Raw genomic sequence first — 16306 nt, forward strand, 5'->3', positions numbered from 1 at the left:
GCGATGCGTGCTGCCTGCGCCGGAGCGACGACAACAGCAAAGCGGTGCGTGGGGGCCGCATTCTTCGCGCGATTTAAAACATAAAACAATTATCCATCACTGAAACTTTGACGCACCACGGTGTTCTCCGTGCAGGACATGCAAAAGAGACAGCAAGAGACACCCGGGACAGGACACCGTTGCGGCGTGTGCAGTGTTTTTGTGCTTATGCAGATGTGTTTTTCATGCATGCAAACGCAGGCCGATGCTGGTTTACTCACGCGCGCTTTCGACCGCAGTTGCTAGCGGCAGCTGCGTTTTTTAAGCATTGAAGTGCAACACGAAATGCTGCGCAGTGGTCACTGCACACGAACGTATGTTGTGAGCGTCATTGGTGCGTAGCAGCAGCGTCATCGCAGACACGCGGTTTGCATGGCTTGTGTGGTTTACACGGCATTTGATGCCGCGTTGCAGAAGACGATGCGTGATTGCGCCTTTGGATCAATCGCGACAGTGGGCGAGCACTGGCGCTACGACCAGCCTCTTTCGACATTGTCAGGCCGATTCGGTCCGACCACGTGGTACGTCAGGTGGTGTTCGACCGTAGCCTGGCAATCCGCATTGGATGTGTCGGCTCAGCGACACGCGGTTGAGGCATAGCTGCGTGTATCGACAGGAGGACTCTTCAATCATTTGCTCATACTGACGCCTACGATGCGCAAGCAAGGCAGCGCATGCTCAATCGCGACGCGTCGCAGCTGCGCACCGCAGCCGGGCACGCTCAGCTTCACGTGCACTTACATACACCCCACCCCATCCGCTCAAACAGCGCGGCTGTCCTGCAGGGAGGCATGCACCAGCTGCTCGCCGGGCCACGGCGTCTGGTCGTCGAGGAAGTTGCCGACCAGGCGCATGCACGCCGGGCGTTCTTCCACATGCGGCATATGGCTGGAATTGGCGAACACATGCCACCGCGCGTCCGGGATCAGGCGTGCGTACGGCTCCACCGTTTCCGGTGTGGCCTCGTCGTACTTGCCCGACAGCACCAGCGTGGGCGCGTTGATGCGGTGCAGGCGCTCGATGATGCTCCAGTTACGCAGGCTGCCGACCACATGGAATTCGGTCGGGCCATTCATCGCGTGATACACGGTCGGGTCGGCATCGATGGCGGCGAAGGTGCGCGCCACTTCCGCAGGCCAGGGCAGCACGCGGCAGACGTGCTGGGCGTAGAACACCTGGCTTGCGGCGCGATAGGCCGGGTCGTCCAGGGTGCCGGCCGCCTCGTGCGCGTCCAGCGCCGCCTGGATGTCCTCGGGCAGGCGCGCACGCAGCCGCAGCGCTGCAGCGCGCCACAAGCCCATCGATGCCGGGGAGTTGGCGATCACCAGCGCACGCAGGCCGGCCGGCCGCCGCACCGCATGCTCGGCCGCCAGCATCCCGCCCCAGGACTGCCCGAGCAGCGCGTATTGCGACAGCCCCAACTGCGTGATCAGGGCCTGCAACTCGTCCAGAAACAGCCCCACCGTCCAGAAACCGGGGTCCGCATCGGGAAGATGGGTGGACTTGCCGTTGCCGAGCTGGTCGTAATGGATCACCGCGCGGCCATTGGCCGCCAGGTCCTTGAAGCTGTCCACATAGTCGTGGGTGCAGCCGGGGCCGCCGTGCAGCACGATCAGCGGGCAGGCATCGCTGCGCAGGTCGCCGGTGATGCGGTACCAGGTCCGGTACCCACGAAATTCGACGTAACCCTCGGTGGACTGCATGACCTGCGCCTGCTAACGGCAAGAATGAGCGCCGAGCCTAGCGAGGCAACCGCCGCGCGTTAACTGGCAAAACTCCCAGGTTCGTGGCGCGTTCGAAGCTCGGAGCCGGCTGCGCGTGCGGCCGGGCGCATCATCGGTCGCCAGGACGGGCACCAACCCGTGCAGCGATTGCGACTGCCGATCGCAAACTTTCGCCGCAGGGAAATCGCCTATCGCGGCCTACCGTCGCAGGCGCTGAACACGCCGCGCTTACGGCTCCAGCAATCGATAGTGCATGCCGCGCACGACGGCCTCGACGCGATTGCGCGCGCCCAGCTTGCGCGCTGCCGAGTTCAGATGCAGGTTCACCGTGGCGGTGGAACGGTTGAGCGCAGCGGCGATGCTCTTGGCTGTCAGCCCCTTGGCCGAGTACTGCAGGCACTCGCGCTCGCGGCGGGTCAGCACGATGTGGTGGCAGCGGCGTTCCTGCGGATCGAGCAGCTCCTGTGCGCGTGCCTGGAAGGTATGCGCCAGCAGCAGGAATGGCGATAGCTGCGCTTCGGCCAGCCGTGGCGCCTCGGCCGCGACCGCATCGACCGCAGCGCTGAACGTCGCGAACGCGCCACCCGGCAGGTGCAGGGGCACGGTGACACCGGTTCCCATACCGCTATCGCACAGATAACGCGTGACCTGCCGATGCTGGCTGCCAACGTATTCCACGCCCTCCATCTCGCCGTCGCTGCGGTAAGACCATACGAAAGGCGTGGTGCGGCGCGTCGCACGCTGCTGCACCGGGTCGTGCTGGTAATAGCCGTGCTCGCACCAGATGTGCTGCATGTCGCCCGGCGCATTGCGCTGCATGAACACCGACGGGGTGATCAATGCCCCTTCCAGGCTCAGCGGGACCGGCGCGTAATCGTAGACCAGGGACTGGAAGCCCAGCCCGCAGACGTCGGAAAACACCCGGTCCAGGCAGGCATTGAGCGTGTGCAGCGCCTGCAGGTCGCGGCCCAGGCTGGCCAGAGTGTCGAACATGGTGGGTCCTTCGGTGTCGACGTGTGCCGCTGGACGACATCCAGCAGGGAAAACCTAGCACTTTTACCAATGGATGGGCTTGGCGGCCACATTATCGTCACAATGCCGGTCGGATAGCTGCACTGCAGCATCGACCTGCAGGCGCTCCCACGGCGCCTGCGTCGCGACCCGGCATTCCTTTCAGCGGACACCTGCATGACCGACACCTCCCGCCGCGACGACGCGGCCGCGCTGGAACGCTTTGGCTACACCCAGGAGCTCAAGCGGCAGCTGACGCTCAAGGACCTGCTGATCTACGGGCTGGTATTCATGGTGCCGACCGCGCCGTTCTCCATTTTCGGCGGCGTGTTCGACATCAGCGCCGGGATGGTGCCGCTGATCTACCTGCTCGGCTTCGTGGCGATGCTGTTCACCGCGTTGAGCTACCAGCAGATGTCGCAGGCGTTTCCGGTCGCCGGCTCGGTGTATGCGTATGTGGGACGCGGCCTGAGCAGCGGCATGGGCTTTCTGGCCGGCTGGGCGATCCTGCTGGATTATCTGCTGGTGCCCACCCTGCTCTACGTGGTCGGCGCCAACGCCATGCACAACGTGTTGCCGGCGGTGCCGCAGCCGGCGTGGATCGCCTTCTTCGTGGTGCTCAACACGCTGGTCAACCTGCGCGGCATCGAAACCACCGCGCGTGCCAATCGCTTCTTCCTCTACACGCAGCTGGTGGTGCTGGCGGTGTTCGTGGTGCTGGCCAGCCTGGCGATCCAGCGTGGCGTCAATGGTGCGCACTGGAACCTGCGTCCGTTCTACAACCCGCAGGCCTTTTCGCCACAGCTGATCTTCAGCGCCTTGTCGGTGGCGGTGGTGTCGTTCCTGGGCTTCGATGCGATCTCCACGTTGTCCGAAGAAGCCCGTGGCGGCAACCGCGTGGTCGGGCGCGCGACCCTGCTGGCGCTGTTGCTGGTGGCGGGCTTGTTCGTGCTGCAGACCTGGCTGGCCGCGCTGCTGCAGCCCACCCTGCAACGCTATCCCAGCGCGCAGGCCTCCAACGATGCCTTCTTCGAGATCGGGCGCCTGATCGCCGGGCCGTGGTTGCAGATCGTCATTGCGCTCACGGTCGCGATCAGTGCGGCGATCGCCAATTCGCTGGTGGCGCAGGCCGCCACCTCGCGCCTGTTGTTCGCCATGGCGCGCGACCGCCAGCTGCCGGCCTTTCTGCGCTACATCCATCCACGCACCGGCGTGCCGCAGCGCGCCATCCTGCTGGTGGCGGGCTTGAGCATGGTGCTGGGCGAAGTCTTCGTCGGCCAGATCGCGCTGCTGTCCTCGTTGTGCAATGTCGGCGCACTGACCGCCTTCATCCTGTTGCACGTGGCGGTGCTGTGGCATTTCCGCGGACAGGGCCGCAGCGTGCTGTTGCATGTCGCCACGCCGTTGATCGGCATCGTGATCCTGGCTTATGTGCTGATCAATGCCGACCGGCATGCGCAACTCGGCGGCACGGCCTGGATGGTGGTCGGGCTCGCAGTGTTGGGGTTTCTCAAAGCCAGTGGTCGCTCGACCGACTTCCGCGCCAGCGACGCGTTGGAGTAATCCGTCGCGAGCCGATATGCAGCCTTGCTGCTGGCTGCCCGCGTCGTCGACGTGCCTGCCTGCAGGGGCGTAGAGCGCGCCTTGTTAAAGCCCGCAAAGGTCATGCGCGCTCGCCATCTCACATGCAGCGTATCTACCTGCATCGCCTGACAGCTTGATCAAGGCGACGCTGCCGGTGCACTGCGTGATCGCAGTTGCCGCAGGTAGAGCAGCTTATGTGTTGCAGACGATTCCTGGGCTGCGGCGCTGCGGCGCCATGCGTGTGCATATGCGTGTTCGTACACGCAAGGCCAATGGCAAGTCGTGCACACGTCGACTGCTGCGTGCAAAACACGATGATCTTTTTATCGACTGCCAATCTCTGAACGAGATTTTCAGCACATATTCAGCTTTAAACATTCGCTAGTCTCGTTCGGCGCCAACGATGGCGCCCGCAGGCTGTGGCCCCCGCCGCAGCCTGTCGTTCCCTGACGAGAAGGACTACCCATGAACCGCAAGAATGCCTTGTACCTGGCGCTGTTTTCCGCCGTTTCCGGCGCTGCACTGGCAACGCCGCCGACCGAAATGGATGCGGCGCCGGTGAGTACCGCGCCGCAGGCGGCCAAGCTCGGCGCAGCGACGTTGCAGTCGGCAAGTCTGCGTGGCGGCATCCTGCCCACGCGTGTGGTGCAACTCACTGCGCCCACCAGCACCGAGATCGGTCGGGTGCGTGAGCGTCGAATCGCACAGGTCAAACATGGGCAGCCCTTGCAGATCGGGTTTTCGCGCGCGGTTGCCAAGCCTTTGGTGAATCTTGCCACGCTCGATTGGCAGATGGCCAAAGACGGCTCACGCGTGGCGACCTTGAAGGTCGGCTCCGCGCAGGCGGCCTCGCTGCGTGCGTCGCTGATCCTGCGTGGTGCCGGTGCCACGCCGGGCGATCCGTCCAAGGTGACGCTACGCTTTGCCGGCGACGATGGCCGGGTATTCGAGCAATCCGGTGCCAGCTTCTCCGCCAGCGGCGACGCCATCGGCTGGTCGCCGACCGTCAGCGGCGAGAATCTGTTGGTGGAACTGTCGCTGCCGGCCGGCCAGTATCCGGAGAACTTCAGCCTGAGCATCCCGCAGCTGTCGCACCTGGACATCAGCCCCACCGCCAGCGCGCGCGACATGATGACCATTGCCATCGGCGAGAGCGATTCCTGCCAGAACGATATCGTCTGCCGCGCCAATCCCACCGCCGGCTTCACCAATGCCGCAAAGGCGGTGGCGCGCATGGTGTTCACCACCAGCCAGGGCTCGTTCCTGTGCACCGGCACGCTGCTCAACAACACCAACTCGCCCAAGCGCAACCTGTTCTGGACCGCAGCGCATTGCATCAGTACGCAGACGGTCGCCAACACACTGCAGACCTACTGGTTCTACGACGCGGCTAGCTGCAACGGCAATACCGCCAGCTCGCAGGCCACCACCTTGACCGGCGGTGCATTCCTGCGCCATGCCAATACCACGCGCGACACCGCATTGCTGGAGCTGAAGACCGCACCGCCAAGCGGCGCGTTCTATGCGGCATGGAACAGCGCAGCGATCGGTGCGACCGGCACCTCGATCGTCGGCATCCACCACCCGTCCGGTGACGTCAAGAAGTATTCGCTGGGCACCGTCAATGGGCTGAGCACCAGCATCGACGGCAAGAGCCCGCTGTACCGTGTGGTCTGGAACGATGGCGTCACCGAGGGCGGCTCGTCCGGCTCGGGCCTGTTCACCGTCGCCAGCGGTGGCGCCTACCAGCTGCGCGGCGGCCTGTACGGCGGCTACTCGTTCTGCACCGCGCAGACCGATCCGGATTACTACTCGCGCTTCTCGGACGTGTATTCCAGCATTTCCACCTACTTCGGCCCGTAAGCGGGAGATGCGCGTGGCAGGCGGGTAGCGCCTGCCACGTGCGACTGCGCCTGGCCTGTGCAGAGTGTGGTCGATTGTTTGATGTGCTGTGTGGATCGATCTGTACGGGTTGATGTTTTGTGCGCTGACCTTTGGACCCCATCGGTCACGCGCGTAAGTCGTCATGCACTTCATCTGCAGTGCCCGGATGATGCAGACTTGGCAGCTCGTCCTTCACCTGGATCGGCATGCCCGTTCAACGCACTTCTTGTGTCATCGCCGTAGCTGCACTCCTGGCCTTGTCGCTACAGGTCACCGCCCATGCAGCCGGCAAACCCGCCAATCGCGACGACGTCAAGGCCTACGCGCTGCAGCTGTGCCTGGACAACAACTATGAGCGTAGCGGCAAATACACCTCAGACCAGCTGCGCGATCGCTCGTATCTACTGACGACCTACGCGCTCGACAATGCCAAGACCGGTGCCACCGACCGCCTGCATCGCTTCGTGGCCGAGCAGACGGCAGACTTCCATCGCGCCGAAGTGCCGATGAAGGACGAAGCCCGCCGTGGCCCGTTCAACAGGATCTTCGCGCAATGCATGGCGTTTTATCGTTCGCCTGCGTTGAACGCGTTCATCGCACGGGAACTCTGAAGGCAATCGATGCAAACCCGCCGTTGGAAGGCAACGGATGGGTCGGCGTAGCCGATTCGGGGCGGGCCATCGGATCGCGCAGTGCACGCACCGCGTGCATCGCAGGTGCAGCTCTCCTGCATCGGGCGCGGGCATGCCAGTGCCGAGGTTTACGTGACGCAGTCGCAAACCCGGCAGCCCCACGATAGTCTGGCGCAGTGCCACGCCCCGCCTGGCACATCCTCTCCCCCCGCTTCGACAGGAGCCGTCATGTCTGCCGCTTCGCCACGCCCTTCCCGTCGCCAAGTGCTGCGCATCGCGCTGGCAGCGGCCACGCTGAGCGTGACGAGCCAGCTCGGTGCCGCACTGCGGCGCGCACCGAAGGAAGACCCTGCGCCGTCAGACCCGGCGTCACCGGCGCCCTTCCCGGCCAACAGCAGCGTGCTGGTGCTGCTCGGCACCAAGGGCGGCCCCACGCCATCACCGCTGCGCGCCGCGGCCGCCAATGCGCTGGTCATCGCCGGGCAGCCCTACCTGATCGACTGCGGCAATGGCGTTGCACAGCAACTGGCCAAGGCCGGCATCCGCCTGCCTGCGCTGCGCGATATCTTCCTGACCCATCACCACTCCGACCACAACGCCGACCTGCTCAACGTGGTGTGGCTGGCGTGGGCCAGCGGGCTGCAGACGCCGGTGCATTTGTACGGCCCGCCCGGTATCGCCAGGATGGTGGATGCGTTCGTCGAGATGAATGCCATCGACATCGATGCGCGCATCCGCGAAGAAGGCCGCCCGCCGTTCAAGCAGCTGATCCATGTGCACGAGTTCGACCAGCCCGGCACGGTGCTGCAGAACGACCAGGTCACCGTCACCGCCACGCTGGTGGATCACTACACGCTCAAGCCGGCATTCGCCTACCGCTTCGCCGCGCGCGACCGCACGGTGGTGTTCTCCGGCGATACGCGTTACCTGCCTGCACTGGCCGAATTCGCCAGGGACACCGACATCCTGGTGCACGAGGTGATGTATCTGCCCGCGCTGGAAAAGATGCTCAAGACCAACGACAACGCACCGACCTTGCTCGACCATCTGCTCAAGAGCCATTCCACCAGCGAGGAAGTCGGCAGAATCGCTTCAGCGGCCAACGCAAGGATGCTGGTGCTCAATCACTTCGTGCCTGGCGGCGACCCGACGATCACCGATGCGATGTGGAGCGAGGGCGCGCGCAAGCACTATGCCGGGCCGATTGTGGTCGGCAAGGATCTGATGCGCTTGTAGCGAAGCAGTTGGGCACTGTAGCGATGGATCCAGCTGCGCACTGTCATCAGCGCATTCGACCCGTATCCGGCGGTGATATCGCCAACCGCTATCGAGCGGCACGCAATCACCAGGCATCGTGCAGAGCGGGCACGACACAGCAGGCGATACTGCATCTCTGGTCCGTGTGTCCAAGAGCGGCTAACACGTAGTAAGCAGTCGTCAGGTGCGCGTGGACGGCGCGCTCGGAACCGGAGCCGAAGGGCGCGACGAAGCGTTCCCGGTGACGCTCAATCGAATCACGCGCAAGCGCGCTCCTACATTGGTCTGGCCCGTGCCGACTGCCCGTACCGGCCTGCCTTGCCGACTGCACGGAGCATGCCGCCCGTCCCGTATCGCGTTGCCGAGCCGGGCCAGGACGTGCTGGCGCCGTGCCGGTTGTGGGCAGCGGCTGCGCCTGCCTGCCGGCGGCGCCCCAGCGTTGCCAGCCGCTCTACGTCACCACCGGACTGCGCAGGCCCCACACGCCCGCCCCCGCCTTGCAATACGCGTCGATAAACGCCTGCTGCGACGGCATCTGCTCCACCGCGTGCCGGATCGGCTGGGCGATGCCGTCCAGCAGGCGACGCAGGTCGCGATCGGACAGCGCGCGCGCCAGCGGATGATGCTGTTCGGGCAGGATGCCCTGCCCCATCAGCACATGGGTCCAGGAGTCGACGCGGAACAGTTCATCGGCCGCTTGCCAGGCATGTGCGCGTTCGCGCCAGGCGCGCAGGCGCAGCGCCAGCGATTCGGGCAACTCCATCGCGCGGCACTGCCGCCATAGCGGTTCCTCGCGCTGGGTGGCGTGGTAGTGCAGGATGATGAAGTCGCGCACGTGTTCCATTTCGGCGCGGCTGATGTCGTTGAACAGCTCCACCTGCGAGGGCGCAATGCCATCCGCCGGGAACAAGCTGATCAGGCGCACCACGGCGGCGATGGTGAGATGGATGCTGGTGGATTCCAGCGGCTCGATAAACCCGCTGGCCAGGCCCAGCGACACCACGTTCTTGTTCCAGGCCTTGAGGCGGCGGCCGGTGCGGAACGGCACCAGCCAGGGGTCTTTCAGCGCAGGCGCGGCCACATCGCGCAGCAACTTGGCATGCGCCTCGTCGTCGGACAGGTGCTTGCTGGAAAACACCAGACCATTCCCAACGCGATGCTGCAGCGGGATATGCCAGCGCCACCCGGCTTCGTGCGCGATGGCGCGGGTGTACGGCACCGGCGGGCCAAGCGCCTCGGTCTGCACCGCAACGGCGCGATCGCACGGCAACCAGTGGCTCCAGTCCTCGTAACCGGTATGCAGCGCCTGCTCGATCAGCAGGCCACGAAAACCGCTGCAATCGATGAACAGGTCGCCCTCGAGCACCTGCCCGTCTTCCAGCAGCAGGCTGGCCACATCGCCACTGTCCGGCTGCAATGTCACCTGCTGGATCCTGCCCTCGATACGCCTGACGCCACAGGCTTCGCTGCGCGTGCGCAGGAACCTGGCATACAGCGCCGCATCCAGGTGATAGGCGTAGTTGACCGCAGGCTCGCGCAGCAAGGCGAAACGATCGACGCGCGAAGCCACGGTTTCCAGGCAGTAATCACCAAAGCTGCCCGGCATGCCGCGGCGCTGGCTCTCCAGCCAGAGATGGTGGAAGGCACACACCAGCGTGCTTTGCCCGGTGATGCCGAACGGATGGATATAGCGCTCGCCCTGGCGGCGCCAATGCTCGAAGGAGATCGACAACTTGAAGGTGCCGGCCACCGCGCGCAGGAACTCCTGCTCGTCGATCTGCAGGAAGCGATGGAAGCTGCGGATCGGCGGCACCGTGGATTCGCCCACGCCCACGGTACCGATCTGCTCGGACTCGACCAGGGTGATCTCCAGCAGCTCGCGGAATTGATGCGACAGTGCGCAGGCGGCGATCCAGCCAGCGGTGCCGCCGCCGGCGATGACGACCTTGCGAATCGGGGCCTGGCTCACTGCGCGCTCCTGGGTGATGGATCCGGGGTGAGGTCTTGATCGATCGTCTGGACAACGCGGGTGGCCCGCAGGGAGCGGAGCGCGCGCGTGGCACCTGCCAATACCGCACATCGGTCCTGCCCGCCCGGTCGCTGCGCAGTTGTCGCGCCAGTGGCCTGGAAGCCGATCGCGCGCATCAGCGGTTGAGCCTGCCGAGCAACAGCGCGCGCAGCTGTCGCGCCAGCGTGGGGTCGATCGGGCCCAGTGCATGCCGTGCCTGCTCGGGCAGGTGCTCGCCCGCGCGCTCGGCAGGGCCGAACACGTAGTAGTCGAACAGGGCGCGCCAGGCCTCCTTCTCCGCTGCCGGGCGGTCGCGGATGGCCCACAGCGCGTGATACAGCGCGGGCATCGGCGCCGGCAGATGCGCGGGCACGCTGCTCCACCAGTAGTTGACCAGCACGTTGAATGGCTGCAGCGATTGCACGTGATGCCACCACATGCCGGGAATGAACACTGCATCGCCCGGCTCCAGCACGGCGGTGCGTGCCTGGGCCAGCGCCTGGGCGAAGCGTGGATACCGCAGCAGATCCGGATTGGCGATATCCACCATGCTCACCACCTGCCCACCCGGTGTGGGATCCAGCGGGCCGGGATACAGGTTGGCCACCTGCTCGGGCGGAAACAGCGTGAAGCGACGTTGCCCCACCGCGCAGCAGGCCAGGTTGTTGGGCGCATCGTAATGGCAGGAAGCAGTGACGCGATTGCCGATCCAGATACTTGGCTGCACCGCGATGCCGCTGGCGGCGAAATCCAGATCGTTGCCTGCGCGCAAGCCCGGGAGATTGTCGTCAATAGGCAACGACGCCAGGTAATAGGTAGGCGGCTGCGGGTCGTCGCGATGCGTCACGACGGCTTCCAGCAAGCTGCTCAAGCTGCCGCGCTGCACCTCGAAATTCAGCGCACTGCAATCGTCGGTATAGAACGGCCGGCCGGCGATCTCCGGGCCGCCGCGGGAATACTGCAGGGGGCGTCCACTGTCATGCGTGCGCAGCAGCGCCATCGCCTCCTCGGGGCTGTGCAGCCCGGCCTGCACCAGCGACCAGTCGCGTACGACGCCACGCAGCACCACCGGCTCGGCGGCGTCGCACAGCGCGGCAAGCGGCAGCGCGTCGGGGTGGCAATCGCTGCGCTCGGCGACGGCCGCAAGGGAGGAGAAGGCTGCGCCGGTCGTCATGCGCTCAGGCGAACGCAGCAGTCGCAGACGCACTGTGCGCCTGCTGCAGGCGGCGCTGCTTCTCGGCCATCAGCCGACGCACGTTGTGCAGCGAAGCAAGCATCAGGAATGCAGCCTCCAGATAGCCGGCCCGATGCAGTTGCTGCAACGAGGACGCATCGAGTGCGGCAAGCCGCTCGCGGTCGATGGCGAACAGGCCTTCCAGCTTGGTGGCGTGGGTGGCATCCAGCGTGACATCCAGCTGCACCGGCTGGATCAGCCCCAACGCATCCAGCGCGGCCGCCATCGCCTGGCCGGCATCCACACCGTCACGGATGCCGCGCAACACACCGATGATGTGCTCCAGGTACGGGCTATGGCCGCCCTGCGGCAGAAATACCGCCTCGCCTTCGTGACGGCTGATGCGTGGGTGCTCGAGATCGACATGGATCACCGGCTCCTGCACCAAGGCGCCATCGATACGCTGCTCCTGGAAGCCGATCAGAAACGGCCCCTTGGCGACGATGCCGGGCAGATAGCTGGCAGTCCAACGGCCGTCCTGCAGGAACAGATTCTCGTCCTGTGCAAAGCCCAGCAGCGCCACCGACTGGTAGCCGCCGGTGGCCGGATCCTTGCGAAAGAACAGCGGGTACTCGCGCTGCAGCTCGGCGTATTCGGTGACGAACGCCGGCACCAGGCCCAGCGCATCGCCGAACTCGGCGCCAAAGCGCAGCACGACGCGCAGATCGTGATGCGCCACATTGTTGAGCACTGCGTATCGCGTCATCTGAAACTCCAACGGTGCTCCGCCACGGAGTACCGCATTGCGTGGAATGCGTCGATCGCGCGGCCGGGTGGCGCGCCCGCTGTTGGCGAGCATTGCCAAAAAGCGCCAGGCCGGCAAGCGGCACAGCAGCATGGGAATAAGCCTGTGGCACTCGGCGTCGCTGCGCTGGCATAGCGGCCACCAGCAGGAGGGCGTTTGCTTGCAAGCAACCGCAATGCGTGCCGGCCGCATCCACGAATGCGTCGCGGCATCGAGCTCGAGCCTGCGGTTGCGGTCGCCAGACCAGCCACGCAAGCTGACGACTCGATGCGGCCACGTGGCGCAGACAGCGAACGCTCGCCGGCCGCCTTCGAAAAAGCGCGCGGCTGGCCCGCACCAGCCCGCACGTCGGCATCGGCCACACCAGGCACCGGCTGCGCTCACCGGGAGGGAAGTGAGCGCAGCCGGTGGGTCAGAACGCGTAACGCACACCCAGCGTGTAGCGTGGCTGCTGGTCGATCAGGCGGATGATCTGCTTGTCCGAGCGCCCATGCCAACGCACGTCTTCGCCGGTGAGGTTGATCGCCTCAAAGCCCACCGATAGTTGCTTGCTGAAGCTGTAGCTGACGCTCAGGTCCCACTGCTGGTACGCCTCGACGTAGTACGGATTGCGGTTGGCATTGTCCTGGTTGGCGGCGATCAGATACTCGTCGCGCCAGTTCCAGGCCAGACGCGCGCTCCAGCCGTATTTTTCGTACATCAGCATCACGTTGGCAGTGTCGCTGAGGCCGAGCAGCGCGAACTGGTCGCGATCGATCACGGTGTTGTCGAAGCCCACATCGCCTTCGACGATGGTGTAGTTGGCGTAGATGCCGAAGCCGGTGCTGTCGAAGAAGTACTGCCCGCCCAACTCCCAGCCGTGGATGTTGGCCTTGTTCTGGTTGACCGGGCGCGACACGTCGAACTGATACAGCGGATCGGAGGCATTGCCGACGATGTCGTAGGCGTTCTCCAGTGCCAGACTCTGCGCGGAGCTGCCGTTGTAGGCGGCCAGCCCGCCGGTGGCTGCGGCATTGCGCAGCAGCGCCATCGCCGCAAACAGCGAGGTGTCGTTGGCCGAGCACGCCGCCGCGACGTCGTTGCCGGAGGCGCCCACCTGCGCCGCACAGGCGCCGCTCTGCAGGAACGCCAGCGCGGCCTGCGCGTCAGGACCGGAGGTGGGATCGCTCAGCCCGTACAGGGATTCGCGCGAGACCGTGTTGCCGATGAAGTTGCTGACGCGCTTGTTCCAGAACGTGGCCGACACGTAGCTGGCATCGGCGAAGTACCACTCCAGCGCCAGATCGAGGTTGTCCGATTCCAGCGGGTCCAGTTGCGGGTTCTGCGAGCTGCCGCCGGCACGGTTGGAAGGGTTGATCAGGATCGAGCCATTGGGCGTATTCGGGGTCGGGCCGGCAATCAGGTTGTTGTATGGCGCGCGTGCGATGGTCTGGCCGAACGAGGCGCGCCCCTTCAGCTGATCGGAGATGTCGATGCTGAAGTCCAGATTGGGCAGGATGTAGTTGTAGCTGGTCTTCTCGCTGAAGGGCTGCTGCTCGGTGGAGCGCAACAGCTGAAAGTCGTTGTTGGCCTGCCACAACAACGCCGTGGGCGTTGCCACCTGCGAGGTGGATTCCACATCGGTGCGCTCGTAGCGCAAGCCCAGCCGCGTATTGGTGGTCATGCCGGAGATGTCGCCCTTCAGTTCCAACTGCACGTAGGCGGCGCGGGTCTTCTCTTCGACCTGGTTGTCGGCGCTGTATTGCGGGTTGTAGCGGGTGGTGGCGCCGTACTGGCTGCCACCCCACAGCGCCAGCTGATCGGCATCGCCGCGCCATGCATTGGGCGCAGCGCCATTGGCGTTGAAGTCCTTGAACATGCCGGTGATGCTCACCGGCCGCAGCAGCGCCTGCATCCCGGGCTCGTTGCCGGCGTTGGCCACGCCCCAGTCACCCAGCGTGGAATTGGTGTCGCTGGTGAGCCGGTTCATGGTGGTATTGGCGGTACTCACGCCGAACTGGAAGCGCCCGTCCTCGAAATCGAAGGTGCCGTCCATGCGGCCTTCCTTGATCTCGGTGACCTGCGATTGATAGAAGATGCGCAGGACCTGCGAGCCAAGCTCGGCGGGGGTGAAGTCCGGGTTGAGCACGCCGTTGGTGCCGGCCAGGGAATCGGCCGCGGTGGGATACCAGGTGCGTGCGCCGATCGGCAGGCCATTGTTGAAGCGCAGCTCCTGCCCCCATTGACCGCCGCAGGACGGGCCGTTGCTGCAGTTGTTGGTGCCGGCGAAACTGAAGTACGTGGCGCTGCCGCCGGTGACCGGGTCGTTGGGCAGGCTCTTGGTCTTGGAGTTGTGCGCATCGAAGGACAGCTGGAAGCGGTCGCTCACCTGCCAGTCGGCATTGAAGCCGAGCGAGCCGAGCGTGTACTTCTGCTCGTTGCGCTGCTGCTCCATGCCGAAGTCCTTGGCGCCGTTGGGCACGTCGCGCAGATACACCGGGGTGGCCACCGCCTGGCCGGTGTCGAAGGTCAGATCGGTGAAGCTGTTGGCGCGCTGCAGCCAGATGCCCTGCTCGCCGCGCTCTTCGCGGATTTCGTTGGACGAATAGGTGTAGTCCAGGGTCAGGGTCAGGCTGTCGCTGGGCGCGAACTGCATCACCGCCTGGCCATTGGTGCGCTCGCGCTGGAAGTCGGCAAAGGCATAGCGCAGATCGTTGGGCATGCCGTAGAGCTGACCGATCGCCGGTGCATTGGTCACCACCGCATCCGGGCGCAGGGCCGGGTCGGTACCGGTCCAGCGCTGGATGTTCCAGGTGTTTTCGGTGGCCTGCACCGAGCCGCCATGGCGCTTCTGGTAACTGCCGCTCAGGCCGATGCCGAAGGTCTTGTCGGGATTGGTATAGCTGAAGATGCCGGAGACTTCAGGAGTGAGCGAATCGCCGAACGGCTGCGAACGATCCGACACCATCTTGGCACCGGCATTGGCCACCACGCCTTCGTGGTTGAACGGCTTGTCGGTCTGGATGTTGATGGTGGCGCCGATACCGCCGCTGGGCGCGGTGGCACGGCTGGTCTTGAACACCTCGATGCCGGTGATGGCTTCGGAGGCGAGCTGGGCGAAGTTGAACGCGCGCGTGCCCACATCCACACCACCGATCGGGGTCTGGCCCGGCGCGCCGAACGCATCGGCACCGGGAATCAGGCGGCCGTTGAGGGTGACGGTATTGAACTGCGGGCCGAAGCCGCGCGCGGTGACCTGCGCGCCTTCGCCATCGCGGCGCTCGATCGAGATACCGGTGATGCGTTGCAGCGACTCGGCCAGATTGGTATCGGGAAATTTGCCGATGTCTTCGGCGCTGATCGCATCCACCACGCCGGCAGCATCGCGCTTGATGCCCATCGACTGATCCAGGCTGCTGCGGATGCCGGTGACATTGACCGCATCCAAGGTGGTGGCGGTTTGTGCGCCGGACTGCGGTGGCGGCACCTGCTGCGCGGTAACGTCCTGCGCAAAGGCGGGGTTGATCACCAGGATGCCACCGACGAAGGTAAACATGGCCTTCGACTTGAACTTGCTCAACGTACGACGCATCGATCTATCCTCGGGTCTGGAATCCAACACCCACGGCCGTGGTCGCGGAATGCGACGCGGCGCTTGCCTGGCCACGCGCCTGGACGGCACGCGACATACATCCCTGCACAGCACTTGCTCTGATCCGCCTCGACTGCCGGCGCATCCCCCTGATGCCAGCCGTGCGCGCGCCACGACCCTGATGGACGCAGCCTGCTGCTCGACCTGTACAGCACCTGCAACTGCCTTCCCAACCAGTACGCCTGCAGACGTGCACTGCCGCGCGCCTCTGCACTCAACCCCGTGTCAGCAGGCGATGCAAAAACCTGATAGCGCTAACACGCGGCGCAGCCTAGTCATGCGTGCCTGGGCTTGTCACCGTGCGTTGCAGCAAACACACCAGGCCACACGTAGGCATAAAACACCGCGTGCGCTTGAGTCCGCAGCACGAATGCAGGCGCAGCGTGGCTGTAAGCGTTACCAGCTTATGACCTCTGCAAACGCGTTGCAGTGGCGCAGTCGCGCGTCATCGCGTAGCAGCGAGAACGCCACTTGGAGTAGTTGCGCAAGGCATCGCGAGGATCGCAACGCGGCAGCCTTCAGTACCCACGTGCTGAGCAACGCATCCACGTGGCAGT

The 16306-nt window shown here is 65.0% G+C and carries 10 protein-coding genes; 4 read left to right on the forward strand and 6 right to left on the reverse strand.

What is annotated here, in order from left to right; all coding sequences use genetic code 11:
• Positions 1 to 800: 800 nt before the first annotated feature.
• Together ABQY64_RS14720 and ABQY64_RS14725 are read right to left on the reverse strand one after the other, a co-directional pair.
• A complete protein-coding gene (locus tag ABQY64_RS14720; RefSeq protein WP_349779840.1) occupies positions 801 to 1742 on the reverse strand; it encodes a proline iminopeptidase-family hydrolase in 942 nt (313 codons plus the stop codon).
• A 249-nt stretch (positions 1743 to 1991) separates the two neighbouring features.
• Positions 1992 to 2756, reverse strand: a complete 765-nt coding sequence (locus ABQY64_RS14725; RefSeq protein WP_039515206.1) for a LuxR family transcriptional regulator — start codon at positions 2754 to 2756, stop codon at positions 1992 to 1994.
• Between the two features lie 195 nt (positions 2757 to 2951).
• Between ABQY64_RS14725 and ABQY64_RS14730 the strand changes: the two genes are divergently transcribed.
• The 4 genes from ABQY64_RS14730 to ABQY64_RS14745 all read left to right on the forward strand — a co-directional run bounded on the left by ABQY64_RS14730 (position 2952) and on the right by ABQY64_RS14745 (position 8110).
• The gene (locus tag ABQY64_RS14730; protein ID WP_349779841.1) at positions 2952 to 4337 is read left to right on the forward strand and encodes an APC family permease; all 1386 of its coding nucleotides are present in this window, start codon (positions 2952 to 2954) and stop codon (positions 4335 to 4337) included.
• Positions 4338 to 4823: 486 nt separating this feature from the next.
• Positions 4824 to 6221 (forward strand): serine protease, encoded by a 1398-nt coding sequence (locus ABQY64_RS14735; protein ID WP_054591467.1) that lies wholly within the window; start codon positions 4824 to 4826, stop codon positions 6219 to 6221.
• 227 nt (positions 6222 to 6448) lie between these two features.
• The gene (locus tag ABQY64_RS14740; protein WP_166768856.1) at positions 6449 to 6853 is read left to right on the forward strand and encodes a hypothetical protein; all 405 of its coding nucleotides are present in this window, start codon (positions 6449 to 6451) and stop codon (positions 6851 to 6853) included.
• Between the two features lie 249 nt (positions 6854 to 7102).
• Positions 7103 to 8110, forward strand: coding sequence for an MBL fold metallo-hydrolase (locus ABQY64_RS14745; RefSeq protein ID WP_211914107.1), 1008 nt, complete (start codon positions 7103 to 7105; stop codon positions 8108 to 8110).
• A gap of 472 nt (positions 8111 to 8582) precedes the next feature.
• On the opposite strand, the gene ABQY64_RS14750 is transcribed toward ABQY64_RS14745, so the two are convergent.
• The 4 genes from ABQY64_RS14750 to ABQY64_RS14765 form a co-directional block, all read right to left on the reverse strand.
• Positions 8583 to 10100, reverse strand: a complete 1518-nt coding sequence (locus ABQY64_RS14750; protein WP_211914108.1) for a tryptophan halogenase family protein — start codon at positions 10098 to 10100, stop codon at positions 8583 to 8585.
• A 175-nt stretch (positions 10101 to 10275) separates the two neighbouring features.
• Positions 10276 to 11313: a cupin-like domain-containing protein gene (locus tag ABQY64_RS14755; RefSeq protein WP_104594504.1), complete on the reverse strand. Its 1038-nt coding sequence runs from the start codon at positions 11311 to 11313 to the stop codon at positions 10276 to 10278.
• 4 nt (positions 11314 to 11317) lie between these two features.
• Complete coding sequence (locus ABQY64_RS14760) at positions 11318 to 12079, reverse strand: SapC family protein (protein WP_167763903.1); 762 nt, start codon at positions 12077 to 12079, stop codon at positions 11318 to 11320.
• Between the two features lie 451 nt (positions 12080 to 12530).
• A complete protein-coding gene (locus tag ABQY64_RS14765) occupies positions 12531 to 15689 on the reverse strand; it encodes a TonB-dependent receptor (protein ID WP_054591471.1) in 3159 nt (1052 codons plus the stop codon).
• Between the last annotated feature and the right edge of the window lie 617 nt (positions 15690 to 16306).

Source organism: Xanthomonas sp. WHRI 7065, assembly GCF_040203115.2.
Classification (GTDB): Bacteria; Pseudomonadota; Gammaproteobacteria; order Xanthomonadales; family Xanthomonadaceae; genus Xanthomonas; species Xanthomonas arboricola.